This is a genomic window from Sphingobium sp. TomMM15, assembly GCF_055397045.1.
Map to the genome: position 1 here is coordinate 39787 of NZ_AP027316.1, position 17594 is coordinate 57380.

Annotated in this window: 13 protein-coding genes; 8 read left to right on the forward strand and 5 right to left on the reverse strand. The window is 64.2% G+C overall.

Going from position 1 to position 17594, the window contains the following annotated elements; translation table 11 throughout:
• Positions 1–7: 7 nt before the first annotated feature.
• From ACZ51H_RS17190 to ACZ51H_RS17205, 4 genes are read left to right on the forward strand one after another with little or no spacing between them, the layout of a single operon-like run.
• Positions 8–1546 (forward strand): acetolactate synthase large subunit, encoded by a 1539-nt coding sequence (locus tag ACZ51H_RS17190; RefSeq protein ID WP_464803705.1) that lies wholly within the window; start codon positions 8–10, stop codon positions 1544–1546.
• 25 nt (positions 1547–1571) lie between these two features.
• Positions 1572–2999 (forward strand): aldehyde dehydrogenase family protein, encoded by a 1428-nt coding sequence (locus ACZ51H_RS17195; protein WP_464803706.1) that lies wholly within the window; start codon positions 1572–1574, stop codon positions 2997–2999.
• A complete protein-coding gene (locus ACZ51H_RS17200; protein ID WP_464803627.1) occupies positions 2983–3756 on the forward strand; it encodes a response regulator in 774 nt (257 codons plus the stop codon). Before ACZ51H_RS17195 ends, ACZ51H_RS17200 begins: the two co-directional genes overlap by 17 nt.
• The gene (locus tag ACZ51H_RS17205; protein ID WP_464803628.1) at positions 3753–4919 is read left to right on the forward strand and encodes an ATP-binding protein; all 1167 of its coding nucleotides are present in this window, start codon (positions 3753–3755) and stop codon (positions 4917–4919) included. Before ACZ51H_RS17200 ends, ACZ51H_RS17205 begins: the two co-directional genes overlap by 4 nt.
• Before the next feature lie 12 nt (positions 4920–4931).
• Here ACZ51H_RS17205 and ACZ51H_RS17210 read toward each other — a convergent pair whose 3' ends face one another.
• The gene (locus ACZ51H_RS17210) at positions 4932–5711 is read right to left on the reverse strand and encodes an IclR family transcriptional regulator domain-containing protein (protein WP_464803629.1); all 780 of its coding nucleotides are present in this window, start codon (positions 5709–5711) and stop codon (positions 4932–4934) included.
• 146 nt (positions 5712–5857) lie between these two features.
• Between ACZ51H_RS17210 and pcaF the strand changes: the two genes are divergently transcribed.
• The 4 genes from pcaF to ACZ51H_RS17230 all read left to right on the forward strand — a co-directional run bounded on the left by pcaF (position 5858) and on the right by ACZ51H_RS17230 (position 11959).
• The gene (gene pcaF / locus ACZ51H_RS17215) at positions 5858–7072 is read left to right on the forward strand and encodes a 3-oxoadipyl-CoA thiolase (RefSeq protein WP_464803630.1); all 1215 of its coding nucleotides are present in this window, start codon (positions 5858–5860) and stop codon (positions 7070–7072) included.
• Positions 7073–7189: 117 nt separating this feature from the next.
• The gene (locus ACZ51H_RS17220; RefSeq protein WP_464803631.1) at positions 7190–9511 is read left to right on the forward strand and encodes a TonB-dependent receptor; all 2322 of its coding nucleotides are present in this window, start codon (positions 7190–7192) and stop codon (positions 9509–9511) included.
• A 96-nt stretch (positions 9512–9607) separates the two neighbouring features.
• Entirely contained in the window at positions 9608–10798 is a 1191-nt protein-coding gene (locus ACZ51H_RS17225; RefSeq protein WP_464803632.1) for a CaiB/BaiF CoA transferase family protein, read from the forward strand.
• 162 nt (positions 10799–10960) lie between these two features.
• A complete protein-coding gene (locus ACZ51H_RS17230; RefSeq protein WP_464803633.1) occupies positions 10961–11959 on the forward strand; it encodes an SGNH/GDSL hydrolase family protein in 999 nt (332 codons plus the stop codon).
• A 174-nt stretch (positions 11960–12133) separates the two neighbouring features.
• Here ACZ51H_RS17230 and ACZ51H_RS17235 read toward each other — a convergent pair whose 3' ends face one another.
• The 4 genes from ACZ51H_RS17235 to ACZ51H_RS17250 all read right to left on the reverse strand — a co-directional run bounded on the left by ACZ51H_RS17235 (position 12134) and on the right by ACZ51H_RS17250 (position 17560).
• Positions 12134–12907, reverse strand: a complete 774-nt coding sequence (locus ACZ51H_RS17235; protein ID WP_464803634.1) for an enoyl-CoA hydratase/isomerase family protein — start codon at positions 12905–12907, stop codon at positions 12134–12136.
• Positions 12908–12934: 27 nt separating this feature from the next.
• Positions 12935–14107, reverse strand: coding sequence for an acetyl-CoA C-acyltransferase (locus ACZ51H_RS17240; RefSeq protein WP_464803635.1), 1173 nt, complete (start codon positions 14105–14107; stop codon positions 12935–12937).
• A 61-nt stretch (positions 14108–14168) separates the two neighbouring features.
• Complete coding sequence (locus ACZ51H_RS17245; RefSeq protein WP_464803636.1) at positions 14169–15905, reverse strand: acyl-CoA dehydrogenase; 1737 nt, start codon at positions 15903–15905, stop codon at positions 14169–14171.
• Positions 15902–17560, reverse strand: coding sequence for a long-chain-fatty-acid--CoA ligase (locus ACZ51H_RS17250; RefSeq protein ID WP_464803637.1), 1659 nt, complete (start codon positions 17558–17560; stop codon positions 15902–15904). The genes ACZ51H_RS17245 and ACZ51H_RS17250 overlap by 4 nt, the downstream gene beginning before the upstream one ends.
• Between the last annotated feature and the right edge of the window lie 34 nt (positions 17561–17594).

Here is a 17594-nt window from a genome sequence, read left to right on the forward strand (position 1 = left end):
CAATGCCATGAACGGCGCGGAAAGTCTGGTCCACACCTTGCTGGGCGCGGGCGTTGAACTGTGTTTCGCCAATCCGGGTACCAGTGAGATGCATTTCGTGGCCGCGCTCGACCAGATACCGGGCATGCGCTGTGTGCTGGGGCTGCAGGAAAATGTCGTCACCGGCATGGCGGACGGCTATTTCCGGATCGCCGAAAAGCCCGCCTGCACCTTGCTCCATTGCGGGCCGGGCCTCGCCAACGGCATGGGCAATCTGCACAATGCGCGGCGGGCGCGCAGCGGCATCGTCAACATCGTCGGCGATCAGGCGACCTATCATCGACCGCTGGACGCGCCGCTGACGGCCGATACCAGCGCCATGGCCCATAGCGTGTCGCACTGGGTCCGCACCAGCCGGTCCGCGCCTGAGGTCGGACGGGACGCTGCCGATGCCGTCCGCGCGGCGCGCACCGCTCCGGGCGGGATCGCCACGCTGATCCTGCCTTCCGACGCGTCCTGGGATGAAGGTGGGATCGTGGCGCCTCCCGCTTCCTGCCCGGTTCCCGCCGCGACCGATCCGCTGGTGATCGAAACCGCCGCCAGGGCTCTGCGCGGCGGAGGCAGGGCGCTGCTGCTCCTGGGCGGGGCCGCTGCGCTGGAACCTGCACAGCGGCTGGCCTGGGCGATCGCTCAGCGGACGGGCGCGCAGATTTATGCGGAATTTGCCATTGGCCGCGTGGCGCGCGGGCAGGGGCGGTTGCCGCTGGAACGCGTGCCCTATGATGGGGATCAGGCGGTGAAGGCGCTCGCGCCGTTCGACCATATCATTCTGATCAATGCCAAGCCGCCCGTCGGATTCTTTGCCTACCCGGACAAGCCGTCGCTGCACTATCGGCCGGATGCGCAAATCCACCAGCTTTCGCGCTTTGACCAGGATCCGGTCGCGGCATTGCAGGCGCTGGCCGACGAGCTGGGCGCGCCGTCCGTTGCTTTTCCCGATCCTGGACCACGGCCGGAGCCGGTCAGAGGCGCGCCCACGCCGGAAGGTCTGGCGCGCACCATCGCGGCCTTGATGCCGGAGCAAGCGATCATTTCGGACGAAAGCATTTCCTTCGGGCGTGGTTTCTATGCGTCGACCCATGCCGCGCCGCCGCACGACTGGCTGCATCTGGCAGGCGGTGCGATCGGCGACGGGCTGCCCGTCGCGACGGGTGCGGCGATTGCAGGGGCGGGCCGCCGCGTCATCAGCATCCAGGCGGACGGGTCGGCCATGTATTCGCTCCAGTCGCTATGGACCCAGGCGCGCGAGCGGCTGCCCTGCACCACGATCCTGCTCAACAATGGCAAGTATAACATCCTCATCGGTGAATATGGGCGGGTCGGCGCGCAGGCGGGACGCACCGCGATGGATATGCTGAGCCTGAGCGATCCCGATCTCGATTGGGTCAAGATCGCGCAAGGCATGGGCGTGGAAGCGGCGCGGGCCGAGACGCTGGAGGTCTGCGCGGACCTTCTGTCGGCGAGCTTCGATCGTGCCGGGCCGTTCCTGATCGAACTGATGATCTGACAGCCATTTTCAAGGACGAGGGATGATGCGCGACTGCAGGCAATTCTATATCGATGGTGCGTGGATCGAGGCGGAGGGACGTCCTGTCCTCGACGTGATCAACCCTGCTACCGAGGGTGTCGCGGGCGTGGTCGCGATCGGCACGGCGCAGGATGTCGATCGCGCGGTGGCGGCGGCGCGCGCCGCCTTCCCCTCCTGGTCGCAAACCAGCGTGGAAGAGCGGCTGGCGGTGCTCGACCGCGTGATCGAAGCCTATCAGGCGCGTTATGCCGATCTGGCGGCGGCAGTGACCGAGGAGATGGGCGCTCCGGCCTGGCTCGCGGAGCAGGCGCAGGCTGTCATGGGACTGGCTCACTTCCAGAAGGCCCGCGAAATCCTGGCCAGCTATGAATTTAACGAGTTCATGGGGACCACCAGCGTTCTTCGTGAACCTGTTGGCGTATGCGCCTTCATCACCCCGTGGAACTGGCCGCTCAACCAGATCGCGTGCAAGGTCGCGCCGGCATTGGCCGTGGGCTGCACCATGGTGCTCAAGCCTTCGGAAGTCGCGCCCTTTTCGGCCAGCATATTCGCACAGGTGATGCACGATGCGGGCGTGCCCGCCGGCGTGTTCAACCTGGTCCATGGGGATGGTCCGGGCGTCGGGACGGCGCTGGCAGAGCATCCGGACGTTGACATGATCTCCTTCACCGGATCGACCCAGGCCGGTATCGCGGTCGCCCGCAACGCTGCGCCCACCGTGAAGCGCGTGCATCAGGAACTGGGCGGCAAGTCGCCCCATGTGATCCTGGCGAGCGCCGACCTGGCGGCAGCGGTGGAGTCCGGCGTCACGCGGCTGATGGTCAACAGCGGGCAATCCTGCAACGCGCCCACCCGCATGCTGGTGCCGGCTGACCGCATGGCGGAGGCGGCCGCGATCGCGCGGTCCGTCGCGGAAGCCCATGTGCCGGGCGATCCTGCCCAGAATGCGCGGATGGGGCCGGTCGTCTCCGCCACACAATGGACGAAGATCCAGCAGCTGATCGAAAGGGGCGTTAGCGAAGGCGCGACGCTGGTGGCAGGCGGACCGGGCAAGCCCGACGGTCTGGACCAGGGCTATTTCGTCAAGCCGACCGTGTTCGCCGATGTGACCAACGACATGACCATCGCCCGCGAGGAAATTTTTGGGCCGGTCCTGTCGATCATCGGATACACGGGTGTCGATGACGCCGTCAGGATCGCGAACGACACGCCCTTCGGCCTTGCGGCTTATGTCCATGGCGCGCCCGACGAGGCGCGCCAGGTGGCGAGGCAGTTGCGCGCCGGGCAGGTCTTTCTCAACGGCGCGATGGCTGATTTCGGGGCGCCCTTCGGTGGCTACAAACAGTCGGGCAATGGGCGTGAATGGGGCCAGCATGCCTTTGCCGACTTCACCGAACTCAAGGCCATAATGGGCGATGGCGCCGCCGCCTGACGCAAAGGGGCCGAAGCCGGGACATGCGCAGGAGCAGCGACCCGGCGCGGCGTCTTATCTCGCCTCGCCACGGCCCGGTGCGCTGGTGCTGATCGTCGAGGATGAGCCCAAGATCGCCGAGATCATCCGGGCCTATTTCGAAAGCCATGGCTATCGCACCGTGCGCGCGGCGGACGGCCCGACCGCCGTGCAGCATCATCGCCGGCTCTCGCCCGATCTGGTGATCCTGGACGTCAAATTGCCGGGCAGCGACGGCTGGTCGGTGCTGGCCGATATCCGCCGGACGTCCGACACTCCCGTCATCATGGTGACGGCGCTGGGGGAGGATGCCGATCGCCTGGCGGGCCTGCGGGGCGGTGCGGACGACTATGTCGTCAAACCGTTCAATCCGGCCGAACTGATCGAACGCGCCGCCGCCCTGCTGCGCCGAGTCCAGCGGCTGCCGCGCGCAAATATCATCCGGCTGTCGGTACTGGAGATCGACCTCGACCGGCATGAGGTCAAGGTCGTGATGCCCGATGGCGACCATGTTCTGGAGGTGACCTCCACCCAGTTCCGCCTGCTCCGCCACCTCGCCGACATGGCGCCCCGCGTGGTCGAGAGAAGCGCGTTGCTGGAGTCATGCCTGCCGGAGGGCGATGCGCTGGAGCGCACGGTCGACAGCCATCTGAGCAAATTGCGGCGACGGCTGGAGGAAGCGGGCGCCGGCGAACTGCTCCAGTCGGTGCGCGGCGTGGGATACCGCCTGGCGATATGAAGCCGCGTCCGACCCCCAGCCTGCGCAGCCAATTTGCCCTGGGAATGATCGTCGCGATCCTGATCGCCATCCTGTTCGGCTATATTGCGCTGAGGCTCTTTGTCGAGGAGCAGCGCCGCACCGCGATATCGACACTCGATCCGGTCGCGCGGCAGACGCTTGCGACGATCGACCGGGGCGGTCAGGCATCGGCGCGGGACGTAACCGCGCTCTACCGGGAAACCACGGCTACCTCCAAACGCATCGATCATGAGCAGGACCAGATGTTGGTGCTGCTGGCGGCGATTGCCTGCATGGTCGGGGTGGGTGTCGGCTGGGCCTTCGCACGGCGCTTTACGCGCCCGATCGAGGAGATCGGGACCGCCGCGCGTCGGATCGCGTCCGGCGATCTGGCTGCGCGGGCGACGCCGCCGCGACCGGGCGCGGGCGAACTGTCGGCCCTGCTGGACGATTTCAACAGCATGGCGGACGCGTTGGAGGGCTTTGACCGGCGGACGCGGGAGGATTCGGCGGCCATCGCGCATGAGCTGCGCACGCCGCTGACGATATTGCGGGGGCGGTTGCAGGGCTATGCCGACGGGATATTCACGCCCGATGCCGAAGATATTCGCGGGCTTACCGAGCAGGTCGATCTGCTGACGCGGATCGTCGAGGACCTGCAGATGCTGAGCATGGCGCAGTCTCATCGGCTGGACTTGCAGCATGTTCACCTTTCGCTGGATTCGCTGGCTGCGCAGCTCTTACAGACGCTGGAGCCCATGTTGCGCGACAGGGGCATCGAGGTGCGGCGCACGCTCGGGCCGGCCGTCACCTTCGCCGATCATCAGCGCATCGCGCAGGTGCTGCTCGCCCTGATCGACAATGCCATGCGGCATGCCGTCGAAAGCCGGGCGATCGCGGTGGAGACGAAAAGCGAGGAGGGCTCTGCGATACTTGTCGTCAGTGATGAGGGCCCCGGTCTAGCGGACGAACAGATTGCCCGGATGTTCGAGCCCTTCTGGCGCGACGAGGGGTCGCGTAACCGGGCGCTGGGGGGGAGCGGGCTTGGCCTGGCCGTGGTGAAGGCCATCGTCGACGCGCATGGCGGCACCATCGACGTGACCCGCCGCCCAGCGGGTGGGTTGCGCTTCGAAGTCCGGCTGCCGGCGGCCGACGGCGCTTGATCGATAGCCCGTTCAGGCGGGCATGCGCGCCATCAGTTCGACGTCGCGCGCGGCCTTGCGAAGCGCCTTGACATAGCAGGTCCGCAATTCCGCGATCGGAACCCGGTTCGCTGGCGCCGTCACGTTGATCGCGGCCACGGCCCTCCGGTTGACGGTGATCGGCACGGCGACCGACCGCAGTCCGACTTCCAGTTCCTGATCGACCAGGGCGAAGCCTTCTTCGGCGATGGTGCGGAGAATCTTTAGCAATTGGCTGGCTTCGGTCACGCTATGCTCTGTCAGCCGCTGCGGCTTGACCCGTTTGAAATAGGCTTGCTGCTCGCCGACCGGCTGGCTGGCCAGCAGCACACGCCCGACGGAGGTGGGATAGAGCGGCAGGCGACTGCCGATGCGCAGCAGGCTGGCGATGATTCGCGACGATTCGGCTCGGGCGACATAATAAACCTCGTCCTCGTCCAGGACGCCCAGCGAACAGGATTCGTGCAGTTCGTCCCGCAGTTGATCGAGGATCGGTTGGGCCCGGAACGACAGCGAACTGGAGGACAGATAGGCATAACCCAGCGCCAGAACCTTAGGGCGCAGGGAATAGCCAAATTCCGTCTGGCTGACGAAGCCGAGGTGCGAGAGCGTATAGAGGCATCGCCGCGTCGCGGCGCGACTGAGGCCCGTGAGATGACTTGCCTCGGTGATCGTCATCGGACGTTCCCGCTCCGAAAAACATTGCAGGACGGCGAGGCCTTTCGCCAGCGAGGCCATGAATTCGGGATCCCCGGAGGGCAGGTTTACGGCCATGCGATCGCTCCAGATCGAATAGGTTGTTCGGTTACCGGATCAGCATCCGGTTAACGGTTGACTACATAAAGCCTAGCCGCTTAGCTGCAAGAGTTGATGTTAGTCGAAAACAGATTGTTTGACTCAATTCTGGATGTCTGAGGGATATGCGGGTGGTCGATGCCTTTATCTGCGATGCTGTACGGACGCCGATCGGGCGTTATGGCGGCGCGTTGGCGGGCGTCAGAGCCGATGACCTAGGCGCCGTTCCGATGGCGCATCTGCTGTCCCGAAATGCCGGCCTGGACCCCGCCGCGATCGAGGATGTCTATTATGGCTGCGCCAATCAGGCGGGCGAGGATAATCGCAATGTCGCCCGGATGAGCCTGTTGCTCGCGGGCCTGCCCGTGAGCGTGCCGGGCGTGACGATCAACCGCCTTTGTGCGTCGGGCCTCGAAGCGGTGGGCACGGCTGCCCGCGCGATCGCCGGCGGCGAGATGGCGCTTGCGATCGCGGGCGGGGTGGAGAGCATGAGCCGCGCGCCCTTCGTGGTGGGCAAGGCGGGCGCGGTGTTCGATCGCAACCAGTCGATGGAAGACACGACCATGGGATGGCGTTTTGTCAATCCTCGGCTGAAGGCGCTCTACGGCGTCGACACCATGCCGCGCACGGCGGAATCGGTCGCCAAGCAGTTCGATATTTCCCGCGCGGATCAGGATAGTTTCGCTCTGGAAAGCCAGCGCAGGGCTGCACGTGCCACCGAGGAAGGCTATCATGCGGCGGAAATCGTGCCGGTCCCGGTGCCGGGTCGTCGCGGCGAAGAGAGACGGATCGTCGTTCTGGACGAACACCCCCGGCCCGCTACGACACGCGCCTCGCTGGAGGATCTAGCGCCGCTTTTCGACGATGACGGCACCGTGACCGCCGGGAATGCGTCGGGCATCAATGACGGCGCCGCGGCCATGTTCATCGCGAGCGAGGCGGCGGCGAACACCCACGGCCTGCGCCCGCGAGCGCGCATCCTGGGCATGGCGAGTTCCGGGGTCGAGCCGCGCATCATGGGGATCGGTCCGGTCCCGGCCATCAACAAGTTGAACCGCAGGCTGAACCTCTCGGTCGCCGATTATGATGTGATCGAGTTGAACGAAGCCTTTGCCAGCCAGTCGCTGGCGGTACTCCGCGCCCTGAACGTGGACGACGCCAGCACGCGAGTCAACCCGAATGGCGGCGCGATAGCGTTGGGACATCCGCTGGGCATGTCGGGCGCGCGCATCGCCATGACGCTGGTCCATGAACTGGAACGCTCCGGCGGGCGTCTGGGCGTGGCAGCACTGTGTGTGGGTGTCGGCATGGGCGTGGCGCTTGCCGTCGAGCGATGCTGACGGGCGGAAATAATGAATAAACGGCAGATTTAAGAGCCGACGGTCGCTAACAAAACTGACTAATATCAATTAAATGTCAAGATGATGAGGTTCTAACGCATAACTGAGGGGGATTATATGACCATTGGGAAACGAATATATTGTTCGGTAGCACTTGGCGCCCTGGCGCTATCCTTCGTGGCGGGTCAAGCGAGCGCGCAAGCGCAAAATGAGCCGGCCGCGCAGGGAGACAAGCTGCCGGAAATTGTCGTGACGGCGCAGCGACGGAACGAAAGTGCCCAGAAGGTGCCGATCTCCATGACGGTGCTCGATGCCGGGCAACTTTCCAAGCTGCAGACCGCAGCGGATATCGGCAAGCTCGTCCCCAATGTTCAGGTCGAGATGACCACGGGCATCGCCAATACGCGCGTCGGTATCCGGGGCATCGCCCAGGCGGATTTCAACGCCAATTCCACCACCACCAACATGGTCTATCTCGACGATGTGCCGATGAACGCGGCGATCTCGCAGGGCGTGCCGATCTGGGATCTGGGCCGTGCGGAAGTGCTGCGCGGGCCGCAGGGTACGCTGTTCGGCCGCAACGCGACGGGCGGCGCCATCCGCTATATCGCCGCGATGCCGACAAAAGAGGTTGAAGGCTATGCCGACGTCACCCTGGGCCGCTTTTCCCAGCGCGAGGTCCATGCCGCGCTCAGCGGACCGTTGACCGATACACTGCTCGCGCGTGTCTCCTATGTCGGCCTCGACCGTGGGGGTGATGTTTATAACGTCACGCTGAACGAGCGTCAGGGCAAGCAGGACTATGTCGGCGTGCGCGGCATATTGGAATGGAAGCCCAATGAGGCGCTATCGGCAGTCTTGCGCGCACAATATTTCAAGAGCGACTTTCAGACGCTGATATGGAAGACGACGCCTGGACGCACGGCCTTTCCGGCGTTCGAGCCGGACTCCAACGGTTTCACCAGCGCGAACCAGCTGCAGCAATTCTACGGCTTCCAGAATCTGGGCCAGTCGTCGCACTACAAGCTGACGGAGTCGGACGTCCGGCCGAACGAGCATGTCCGGCATATTCCGGTGTCGCTCAACCTGGACCTTGATCTGGGCGGCGTGCAGCTGACCTCGGTCACCGGTTTCCTCGACGTGCGCCATTCGACGATCAACGACACGGATGCGTCGCAGGCGCCGATCCTCACCGAATATGGCCGCAACCATGACCGGCAATGGACGCAGGAAGTCCGTTTGACGTCCCAGAATGACGGGCCGTTCCAATGGATCGCCGGCGCATTCTACATGCATGAACGGGTCAATGCGAAGCTGGCCTTCGACGCGACGGCATGGCGCGGCAATGTGAGTTATCTGTTCCCCAACGCCAGCACGGTCATGTACATGCGGGCTGCCGACCAGACGCTGGAAACCTATGCGGGCTTCCTGCACACAACCTATCAGATCACGCCCAAGCTCATGCTGACCGCGGCCGCGCGGTGGACCCATGAGCAAAAGGATGTGACGTACACCTTCCGCTCGCAACATGAATTCCCCACCAACGTGCCGCGCACGCCGCAACAGTTTTCGGATTTCATCAAGGCGATCGACACCGGCAATTACGGGAACCTCCTGGCGGCTGCCGCCCCGTCCTTTTCGGGGGGCAAGAGCTGGAAGGAGCTGACGTGGAAGCTGGCGCTCGACTACCAGCTTGCCGACCGCACCTTGCTCTTCGCGGTGATGTCCCGCGGTTTCAAGGGCGGTTCCTTCAAGCCGACATCCAATTCGCCGGGTGAGGTTCTGGACGCGAACGGCAACTTGCTCGCCGTCGATCCTGAAATCGTCACCGACTATGAAATCGGCGTGAAAAGTGACGTCATTCCTGGCCGGCTCCGCGTGAATGGCGGCGTCTTCTACTATGACTATAAGGATTATCAGACCAATCAGCTCGACCCCGGCACGGCGACGCAAGCCCTGAGCAATCTGCCCAAGTCCCGGTTGCTGGGTGCGGAACTGGAGGTCAATGCCATTCCTCTCGACAATCTCCATCTCGACTTCGGCATGGGATATACCGATACGAAGATCACCAAGTCCATCGATCCTGGCCTGATCGGCAACAAGTTGCCGCTGGCTGAAACATTCAATTTCAACGGATCGATCCGCTACGATATCGAGACCGGGCTGGGCGTCTTCTCACCGGAGATCAGCGCCAAATATCATGGCACCTATTACACCACCAAGGAGAATGACACCAAGCTGGGCGACTATGCGACCTATGATGCGCGCATCGGCTTTGAATCGGCCGGCCGCCGGATCTATGGCGCCGCATGGGTGAAGAACCTCACGAACAAGATCGTCCCCATCGTGGTCGATGATGCCAGTGAGTTCTTCGGCGGCAATTCCGCCTATATCAATGCCCGGCGGACCTACGGCATCACCCTGGGCGCGCGTTTCTGAGCTCGCTGATTCAAGGGGGGGGCACGGGAGAACGGGTTCTGCACAAACCAGTTCGCCCGTGCCGAAATACCGGGCTGCGCGCCGTAACGAAAGAGAATGATGCTCAACTCGACCAAGTCCGCGTCCCGGCCGCTGGACGGGATCAAGATATTGGAACTGGCGCGCGTCCTGGCTGGACCATGGTGCGGGCAGCTTTTGTCCGACCTGGGCGCGGACGTCATCAAGATCGAGCGCCCGGGTGCCGGCGACGATACGCGGTCCTGGGGGCCGCCCTTCGTGACCGCTCCCAGCGGTTCGCATTTCGATGCCAGCTATTTCCACGCCTGCAACCGCGGCAAGCGATCGATCGCGGTTGATCTGGCCAAGCCCGATGGGCAGGCGCGGGTGCGCGCTCTCGCGGCCGAGGCGGATGTGGTGATCGAGAATTACAAGGTCGGCGGCCTTGCCCGCTATGGACTGGATTATCCCTCACTCAAGGCCGTCAACGAAGGGTTGATCTATTGTTCCATCACCGGGTTCGGGCAATCCGGTCCCTATGCGCAGCGGCCGGGTTATGACTTCGTGATCCAGGCGATGGGCGGCCTCATGTCGATCACGGGAGAGATCGGACGTCCTCCGCAAAAGGCCGGCATTTCGGTCGCCGACATTTTTACCGGCCTCTATTCCGCCGTCGCGATCCTCGCGGCGCTGGAGCAGCGGCATCGGACCGGGAAGGGCGCGCATATCGACATGGCGCTGCTCGACACCCAGGTGGCGGTGCTGGGCAACCAGGCGCTCAACTGGATGACATCGGGCGTCGTCCCCAGCCAGATGGGCAACGGGCATTTCAATCTGGTGCCCTACCAAAGCTTCCCCACCCGGGAAGGCGAACTGGTGATCGCGGTGGGGAATGACCGGCAATATGCGAGCCTGTGCGAGACATTGGGTGTCGCCGTCCGTCCAGAGCATGCGACCAACGCCCTGCGCGTGGCGGACCGCGAAGGCCTCATCGCCTGGCTATCCGGACTGACCCGGTCATGGGACGCACAGGCACTGGCTGACCGGCTCGAAGCCGTTGGCGTGCCTGCCGGGCCTATCAACAGGATCGATCAGGTGTTCGACGACCCGCAGGTTCGCGCGCGGGGCATGCAGATCGTAGCCAGGGGCGACAAGGCGGACATTCCGGGGGTCGCTTCGCCGATCGTCATCGACGGGCAACGGATGGTCAAGGCCGTCGCCAGCCCGCGGCTGGGGCAGCATAATGCGCTGTGGGACGATATTGCGTACGGAGCGGCCTGGCCCGATTGACCGGTCGCGGCCGCCCTCGCTATTTATCGACTAGAGCAGACTCCGATCCGATTGCACCGGCTCGGCCGCATTAGGTTTTTGTTTTGCCGCGTTTTCCGAGTCAGCAGGTGATACCACCTGCTTAGAAAACGCTCTAATATCAATTTTTGGAGTGGTCTGATTATGGCTGCGTGGCGGTTCGCTTTCGCCTTGATCGGACTATGCCTAGCGCCGCAGCTGTTGGCGCGGGAATCCGGATTGCCTCCGGTCGGGCAAGCGGTCTTTTTCGGCGACAGCCTAACGGACGCGGGCACCTATGGCTTCCGCTTCACGACAAATCCGGGGCTGACCTGGGCGCAATGGGTGGCGTTGCATTATGGCCAGCCGCCGCTGCCGAACGAACATGTCGACAATTATGCCGACGTCTATGTCGGAAAGGCCGCGAAATCCGGTCCAGCCGGGCTCAACTACGCTCAGGGTGGCGCGCGGTCGAACAATCCCTATTCCTCGGTTTCCCAATCTTCCCAAGGCGCGCCGATTTCGGCCATGGTGCAGGTCGGTCGATATCTGGCGCAACATTATCGCTTTACGGACAATCAGCTTATCGCGCTCTATGTCGGCACGAACGATGTCGCGTTTAACTTCGATCCGGCAAACGATCCTGCCTTGTCGGCCACTCTGCGCGAAAACCGTGAGCCTTCGGCCGAGCAATTGGTGCAGGAGCGGGCCCGGGTGGCGCAAGCAGCGGCTGATACCGCCGCGACGGTTCGGCGCATCATCGCCCATGGCGGCAAACGGATACTGGTGTTCAAGCTGCTCGACATGGGCAATTTGCCGCTCTTCCAGACGAGGGCGGCGCAGCGGTTCATGACGGCTCAGAGCCGTTTCTACAATGAGGAACTTGTCAAAAACCTCCCTGATGATCCCGCCCTATTGCTGATCGACGTGCAGGATTTCGTCGATGAAGTGTCGAAAGACAGAAAATCCCTGGGTTTATCCCATCTGGCCCATGAGGATGCGTGCCGGTTGCCCAATCAGGACTTTTGCTATGCGGGCGCACTCAAAAGCGAGCACGCCGATCGCACATACCTATTTGCCGGCGGCGAGCACATGACGACCCGGGGCAACGAGTTGCTCGCACGATATGTGCTGCGCAAGCTGAACGAGAGCCACCTCAGATAGCGACCATGGGCAAATGAGTTAGGGCGCAAACTCGGATTTTAACGAGCCCCCTTTTACCATCAATCTGCTGGTTCACGTTTTTCCTGCTCGCCAGTCCGAGGCGCTGGCGGCGGTGACCTGCATGGCGCCGCCGGTCATTCTGAAACCCTGTGCTATGCCTGAGGCGTTCGAGGCCTAACCGTCAAATTTCGGAATACGACGCTCGCGGAAGGCTGCGACACCTTCCGCGAAGTCCGAACGGCCGAAGGCGGCGACGAAGTCTTCCGCTGCCGCCGGGTCCCCAGCCAAGGATCGCTTGAGCATGCGGACGCTGGAAGGCGCATTGCCTGCGACCGCCGAGGCGAAGTGCTTTGCAGCCTCTTCGGGATGATCAACTATTTTGTCGACCAGCCCGATTGTCCGCGCGCGATTGGCGTCGATCGTTGCGGCCGACAGCAGCAGCCATGCGGCCTGTCCGTTCCCCACCAGGCCCTTGAGCCGTGCGACGTCAGCAGGCGGATAGCTTATGCCCAGCTTCGCCGGTGTGATGGCAAAGCGTGCGGCAGGGCTGGCGATCCGAATGTCGCACGCCATCGCCATCGCCACCGCCGCGCCGAAGCAGCCGCCGTCTATGACCGCGATGGTGGCGATGGGGAGCGCCGCCAGCATCTCGATCGCTCCGCCCATCTCCTCATGAAAACGCCTGCGGAGCGCTGGCTCGCCGGTGAGAGCCGCAAGCTCAGCTATGTCCGCGCCCGCCGAAAAACTTCCCTCCATCCCTGAGCGCAGGATCAGTGCTCTGGCTCCGCTCCGCGCGACGCCGTCCAGGAGACCGGACAGATCGTTCCAGGCCCGTAGGGGTATCGCATTGCGCGCGGCGCCTCTATCGAGGGAGATCCTGGCTGTGCTGCCGGTCAAATCCAGGGAGAACATATTCGGCCATTGTCCGGAATGAAGGTGATTGTCCATTTCCCACGATACAGGCGGCCCGATCGATCACAATATCTCGAACAAGCCCGCGGCCCCCATGCCGCCGCCCACGCACATCGTCACGACGGCGTAGCGAGCGCCGCGCTTTTTGCCTTCGATGAGCGCATGGCCCACCATCCGGGCGCCCGACATGCCATAGGGATGGCCGATCGAGATCGCGCCGCCATTGACGTTCAGCCGGTCGCCCGGAATGCCGAGCCGGTCCTGGCAATAAAGCACCTGCACGGCGAAGGCTTCGTTGAGTTCCCACAGGCCGACATCGTCCATGCGCAGGCCGAAGCGCTGAAGCAGCCTTGGCACGGCAAAGACCGGGCCGATGCCCATTTCGTCCGGCTCGGTGCCCGCCACCGCCATGCCCATATAACGGCCGAGCGGCTGCAGATTGCGGCGCGCGGCAAGGGCGCCGTCCATGACCACGCAGGCGGAGGCGCCGTCCGAGAGCTGCGACGCGTTGCCCGCCGTGATGACTCCGCCGTCAATCACGGGCTTGAGGGTCGCCAGCCCGTCCGCCGTTGTCTCCGGCCGGTTGCCTTCATCCTTTTCGAGCGTGACCTGCTGCTGGCTGACAGCGCCGGTCGCCTTGTCCGCCACGGACATCGTTGCGGTCACGGGGATGATTTCCTCCTTGAAGGCACCGCTCGCCTGCGCCTTTGCGGTGCGCTGCTGCGAGCGCAGGCCGTAGGCGTCCTGCCGGTCGCGGGGAATGCCATAGCGTTGGGCGACGATTTCGGCGGTCTGCAACATCGGCATGTAGATGTCCGGCACCATGGCGACCAGTTCGGGGTCCGGATTGACGCGCAGGGCGGGCGTCTGCACCTGGGAAATGGATTCGACGCCGCCCGCGACCACCACGTCCATGCGGTCGACGATCACCTGCTTGGCGGCGGTGGCGATGGCCATCAGGCCCGATGAGCATTGGCGGTCCATCGTCATGCCGGCGACCGTGACGGGCAGCCCGGCCCTCAGCGCGGCGGTGCGGCCGATCGTATGTTGCACGCCTTGGGGCAGGGCGGCGCCGAAGGCGACATCCTCGACCTCCGCCGGATCGATCCCGGCGCGTTCGACGGCCGCGCGTATCGCATGGGCAGCCAGAGTGGGCGCCGGAGTGGCGTTGAACGCGCCCTTATAGGCGCGCCCAATGGGCGTGCGGGCGGTGGAAACGATAACGGCATCGCGCAAGGGGTTTCTCCTTCAGCGTTGATCAGAGGGGAGGGGTGTCAGAGGGTTTAGACCAGCCGAGTCAGGCGAAGGCTTCGTCCGGCATCATGCGCGCTAGATCTCCGTGGCGCTCGACGATCGACAGCCAGGCGTGGGCCTGGGGCAGTTCATTGTCGAAGAAGAAGCGGCAGGCGAAGGAAAGGCCGGTACGGAGACGATCATTGCCGATCGAGCTGGTGGCAATCTGGTCGAGCCAGAGCCACGCCACTACCCCATGGCCGAAAGCGCGCAGGAACAGCGTCGCGTCGTCCAGCGCTTCGGGCAGGCCGCGGAGCCGCAGGCCGGCAATGACCTGTTCGACATGAGTCCAGTAATCGAGCAGGGCTGAAGCCTGGATGGCCCAGTCTGCCTGCGCCTTGGCGCGGGCGGCGGTCGCGCCGATGCGATCGCGCAGCTGGGCGAGAGGGCGGCCGTCAGACATCAGGATTTTCCGGCGCAGCAGGTCGATCGCCTGAATGCCCGTGGTGCCTTCGTGGATCGGGTTGAGGCGATTGTCGCGCCAGAGCAGTTCGACGTCGAAATCGCGGGTATAGCCATAGCCGCCATGGACCTGGATCGCGAGGTCGTTGGCGATCAGGCCGAATTCGGACGGCCAGCTCTTTGCGACAGGCGTGAGTAGCGCCAGCACGGCTTCGGCTTCCTCTCCGCCCCTGTCGAGCAACCGGGCGCAATAGAGGCAGAGCGCGAATGCGCCCTCCGCATAGACCTTCTGCTGCAACAGCATGCGACGCACGTCGGGATGGGTCATGATCGGGACGGGCGCGCCATGTTGTTGCCCCGCCTCGCGGCCCTGCGCACGTTCCTGCGCATAGCGCAGCGCATGGCAATAGCCGCGATAGGCCAGCGCCGCCGCACCCATGCCCACGGAAATGCGCGCCTCGTTCATCATCATGAACATCTGGGCCAGCCCCTGCCCCTCCGCGCCGACGCGCCAGCCGGTGGCGCCGCCTGCCTCGCCGAAATTGAGGAGGCAGTTCGACGTGCCGCGACAACCCATCTTATGGTTGAGCCCGGCCACGGCGACGTCGTTGCCGGTGCCGTCGGGCAGGATCTTGGGCACGATGAAAAGCGATATGCCCTTTGATCCTTCGGGCAGGCTGCCATCGGGCCGCGCGATCTTGGCGAGGACGAGGTGGACGATATTCTCGCTCACATCCTGGTCGCCGCCCGAAATCCACATCTTGTTGCCAGTCAGGCGATAGCGGACGCCATGCTCGTCCTCCCCGTCGGGAATGGCCCGGGTTCTTATGTCGCCCAGGCTGGAGCCTGCCTGCGGTTCGGACAGGCACATGGTCCCGAACCAGCGACCTTCGATCTGCGGCAGGGCGAAGCGTTCGGATTGAAGCGGGGTGCCGAAGGTGGAGATCAGCCGGGCATTGGCCGCCGTCAACATGGCATAGCCCGCGGTCGAGGCGTTGGCGGCAGCGAAGATGCTGTACACCGCGAGCGAGGCGGTGAAAGGAAGGCCGAGGCCGCCGAGCGCTTCGGGAAAGCTCGCGCCGAACAGGCCCAGATCGGCATAGCTACGCAGCGCCCCATGGATCGCCGGGCACAGGCGCACGCGGCCGTTTTCGAGACGGGGTTCCTCGATATCGGCCTGACGGTAATGCGGCATGAAGGCGTCGACGGCGAGGCGGCGCGCCACATCCATGATCGCGAGCAGCGTGTCCTGATCCGTCGTCTCTCCCACATCGAGCCAGTGGAAAAGCTGGAAAGCGAGCATGTCGGATGAAGGCAGGAGGTCGTCGGGACGGCTCATGCGGGCTCACCTTCCCCTAGAGTGGCGAATTGCGCGCGGAGCAGCTTCTTGTCGATCTTGCCCACGCTGGTCTTGGGCATGGCGTCCAGCACCACAAACTGCCCGATTTTGGCGTAGCGCGTGATTTCGCCTCGTTCGATGGCGGCCAATATGGGTGCGTTGATCGTTTCCAGCGTCGGCGTGAAGCCGGCGTGGGCCACGACCGCCGCGAGCGGACGCTCGCCCCATTGCGGGTCCGGCACGGCGATGACGGCGGCTTCGTCGATCCCCTCGACGGTGGAGATGAGTTCTTCCAGCAGGATGGAGTCGATCCATTCCCCGCCCGTCTTGATGACGTCCTTCAGCCGGTCCCGGATCATGATGGTCCCTTGGGCATCCAGGGTCGCTATGTCCTGCGTGTGCATCCAGCCGCCGCGCCAGAGCGCCGCCGAGGCTCGGTCATCGCCGACATAGCAGGGTGTCAGCCATGGCGCGCGCAGCACCAGTTCGCCGCGCGTGCTGCCGTCGGCGGGCAGGTCATTCATGTCCTCGTCCACGATACGGGCGGAAACGAGCGGAACGGGGATGCCGCTCGCGCACAGGGCCTCGACGATCGCCGCTTCCTCGTCGCCATCGTCGAAGCGCCGGCGCGCGATCGCGATGGTGGGCGCGGTTTCCGACATGCCGTACCCCGCGACCAGGTTCATGCCCCGCCGCCGCCCTTCCGCGCACAGCGCCTGCGTCAGCGCGGCGCCGCCGATGGTCATGGTCCAGCCGTTGAGGTCGGCTCCGGTGCGGTCCGCCGCGTCCAATATCATCCGGAGGATCGTCGGCACGCAATGGGAATAGGTGACGCCATGTTCGGTCCGGAGCCGGCAGATCATCTCCGGCTCATAACGGCCGGGATAGACCTGCTTGAGCCCGAGCATCGTCGCGACAAAGGGCATGCCCCATGCGTGGACATGGAACATGGGCGTCAAAGGCATATAGACCGATTCCACGCCGAAACTGGGGCTGAGCGCGCTGACGCCGAAGGGCGCCTTCGCGGACAGGGCGTGCAGCACCAATTGGCGATGGGTGAAGCACACGCCCTTGGGATCGCCTGTGGTCCCGGTCGTGTAGAAGGTCGTTGCCAGCGCATTCTCATCGAAATCGCGGAAGGGGAAATCCGCCCGCGCGGCGGCCGACAGCGCCTCATATTCGCCATTGGCCCAGGCGGGCAGCGCGCCGTCAGCGCCGTCCATGATCGCGACGACCGCCTTGATTTTCGGGAGATGGGGCAGAACGGCCTCGATCAGCGGGAAGAAGTCGCGGTGGACGATCAGGATTTCCGCGCCGCTGTGGTTGAGCGTGTAGCTGAGTTGCTCCGGCGGAAGGCGGACATTGCCGGTCAGCAGCACGGCGCCCATCATCGGGACCGCGAAATAGGCCTCCAGATAGCGGTGGCTGTCCCAGTCGAGCATGGCGACCGTCGAGCCTTCCCCGGCGCCCAGTTCCGTGAGCAGCGATGCCAGGCGACCGAGGCGGTCATGAAAGTCGCGGTAGGTGTAGCGATGCTGGTCGCGATAGATGATTTCCTGATCGGCGGAGGAAAGCATGGCGCTGTCGAGCAGATGGCCGATGGTCAGGGGGAACTGATAGGTTTCTGGCGAGATGGTGGGAAAACGTAGGGGCATTTTCCTCTCCTCATTTATGGTTGCGGATTGCGAT

What these genes read in the sequence shown, in the direction of transcription:
- ACZ51H_RS17200 (WP_464803627.1), top strand. Translation starts at nt 2,983, where the DNA reads ATGGCGCCGCCGCCTGACGCAAAGGGGCCGAAGCCGGGACATGCGCAG.
- ACZ51H_RS17250 (WP_464803637.1), bottom strand. Translation starts at nt 17,560, where the DNA reads ATGCCCCTACGTTTTCCCACCATCTCGCCAGAAACCTATCAGTTCCCC.
- ACZ51H_RS17220 (WP_464803631.1), top strand. Translation starts at nt 7,190, where the DNA reads ATGACCATTGGGAAACGAATATATTGTTCGGTAGCACTTGGCGCCCTG.
- ACZ51H_RS17210 (WP_464803629.1), bottom strand. Translation starts at nt 5,711, where the DNA reads ATGGCCGTAAACCTGCCCTCCGGGGATCCCGAATTCATGGCCTCGCTG.
- ACZ51H_RS17225 (WP_464803632.1), top strand. Translation starts at nt 9,608, where the DNA reads ATGATGCTCAACTCGACCAAGTCCGCGTCCCGGCCGCTGGACGGGATC.
- ACZ51H_RS17230 (WP_464803633.1), top strand. Translation starts at nt 10,961, where the DNA reads ATGGCTGCGTGGCGGTTCGCTTTCGCCTTGATCGGACTATGCCTAGCG.
- ACZ51H_RS17190 (WP_464803705.1), top strand. Translation starts at nt 8, where the DNA reads ATGAACGGCGCGGAAAGTCTGGTCCACACCTTGCTGGGCGCGGGCGTT.
- pcaF (WP_464803630.1), top strand. Translation starts at nt 5,858, where the DNA reads ATGCGGGTGGTCGATGCCTTTATCTGCGATGCTGTACGGACGCCGATC.
- ACZ51H_RS17195 (WP_464803706.1), top strand. Translation starts at nt 1,572, where the DNA reads ATGCGCGACTGCAGGCAATTCTATATCGATGGTGCGTGGATCGAGGCG.
- ACZ51H_RS17205 (WP_464803628.1), top strand. Translation starts at nt 3,753, where the DNA reads ATGAAGCCGCGTCCGACCCCCAGCCTGCGCAGCCAATTTGCCCTGGGA.
- ACZ51H_RS17235 (WP_464803634.1), bottom strand. Translation starts at nt 12,907, where the DNA reads ATGGACAATCACCTTCATTCCGGACAATGGCCGAATATGTTCTCCCTG.
- ACZ51H_RS17245 (WP_464803636.1), bottom strand. Translation starts at nt 15,905, where the DNA reads ATGAGCCGTCCCGACGACCTCCTGCCTTCATCCGACATGCTCGCTTTC.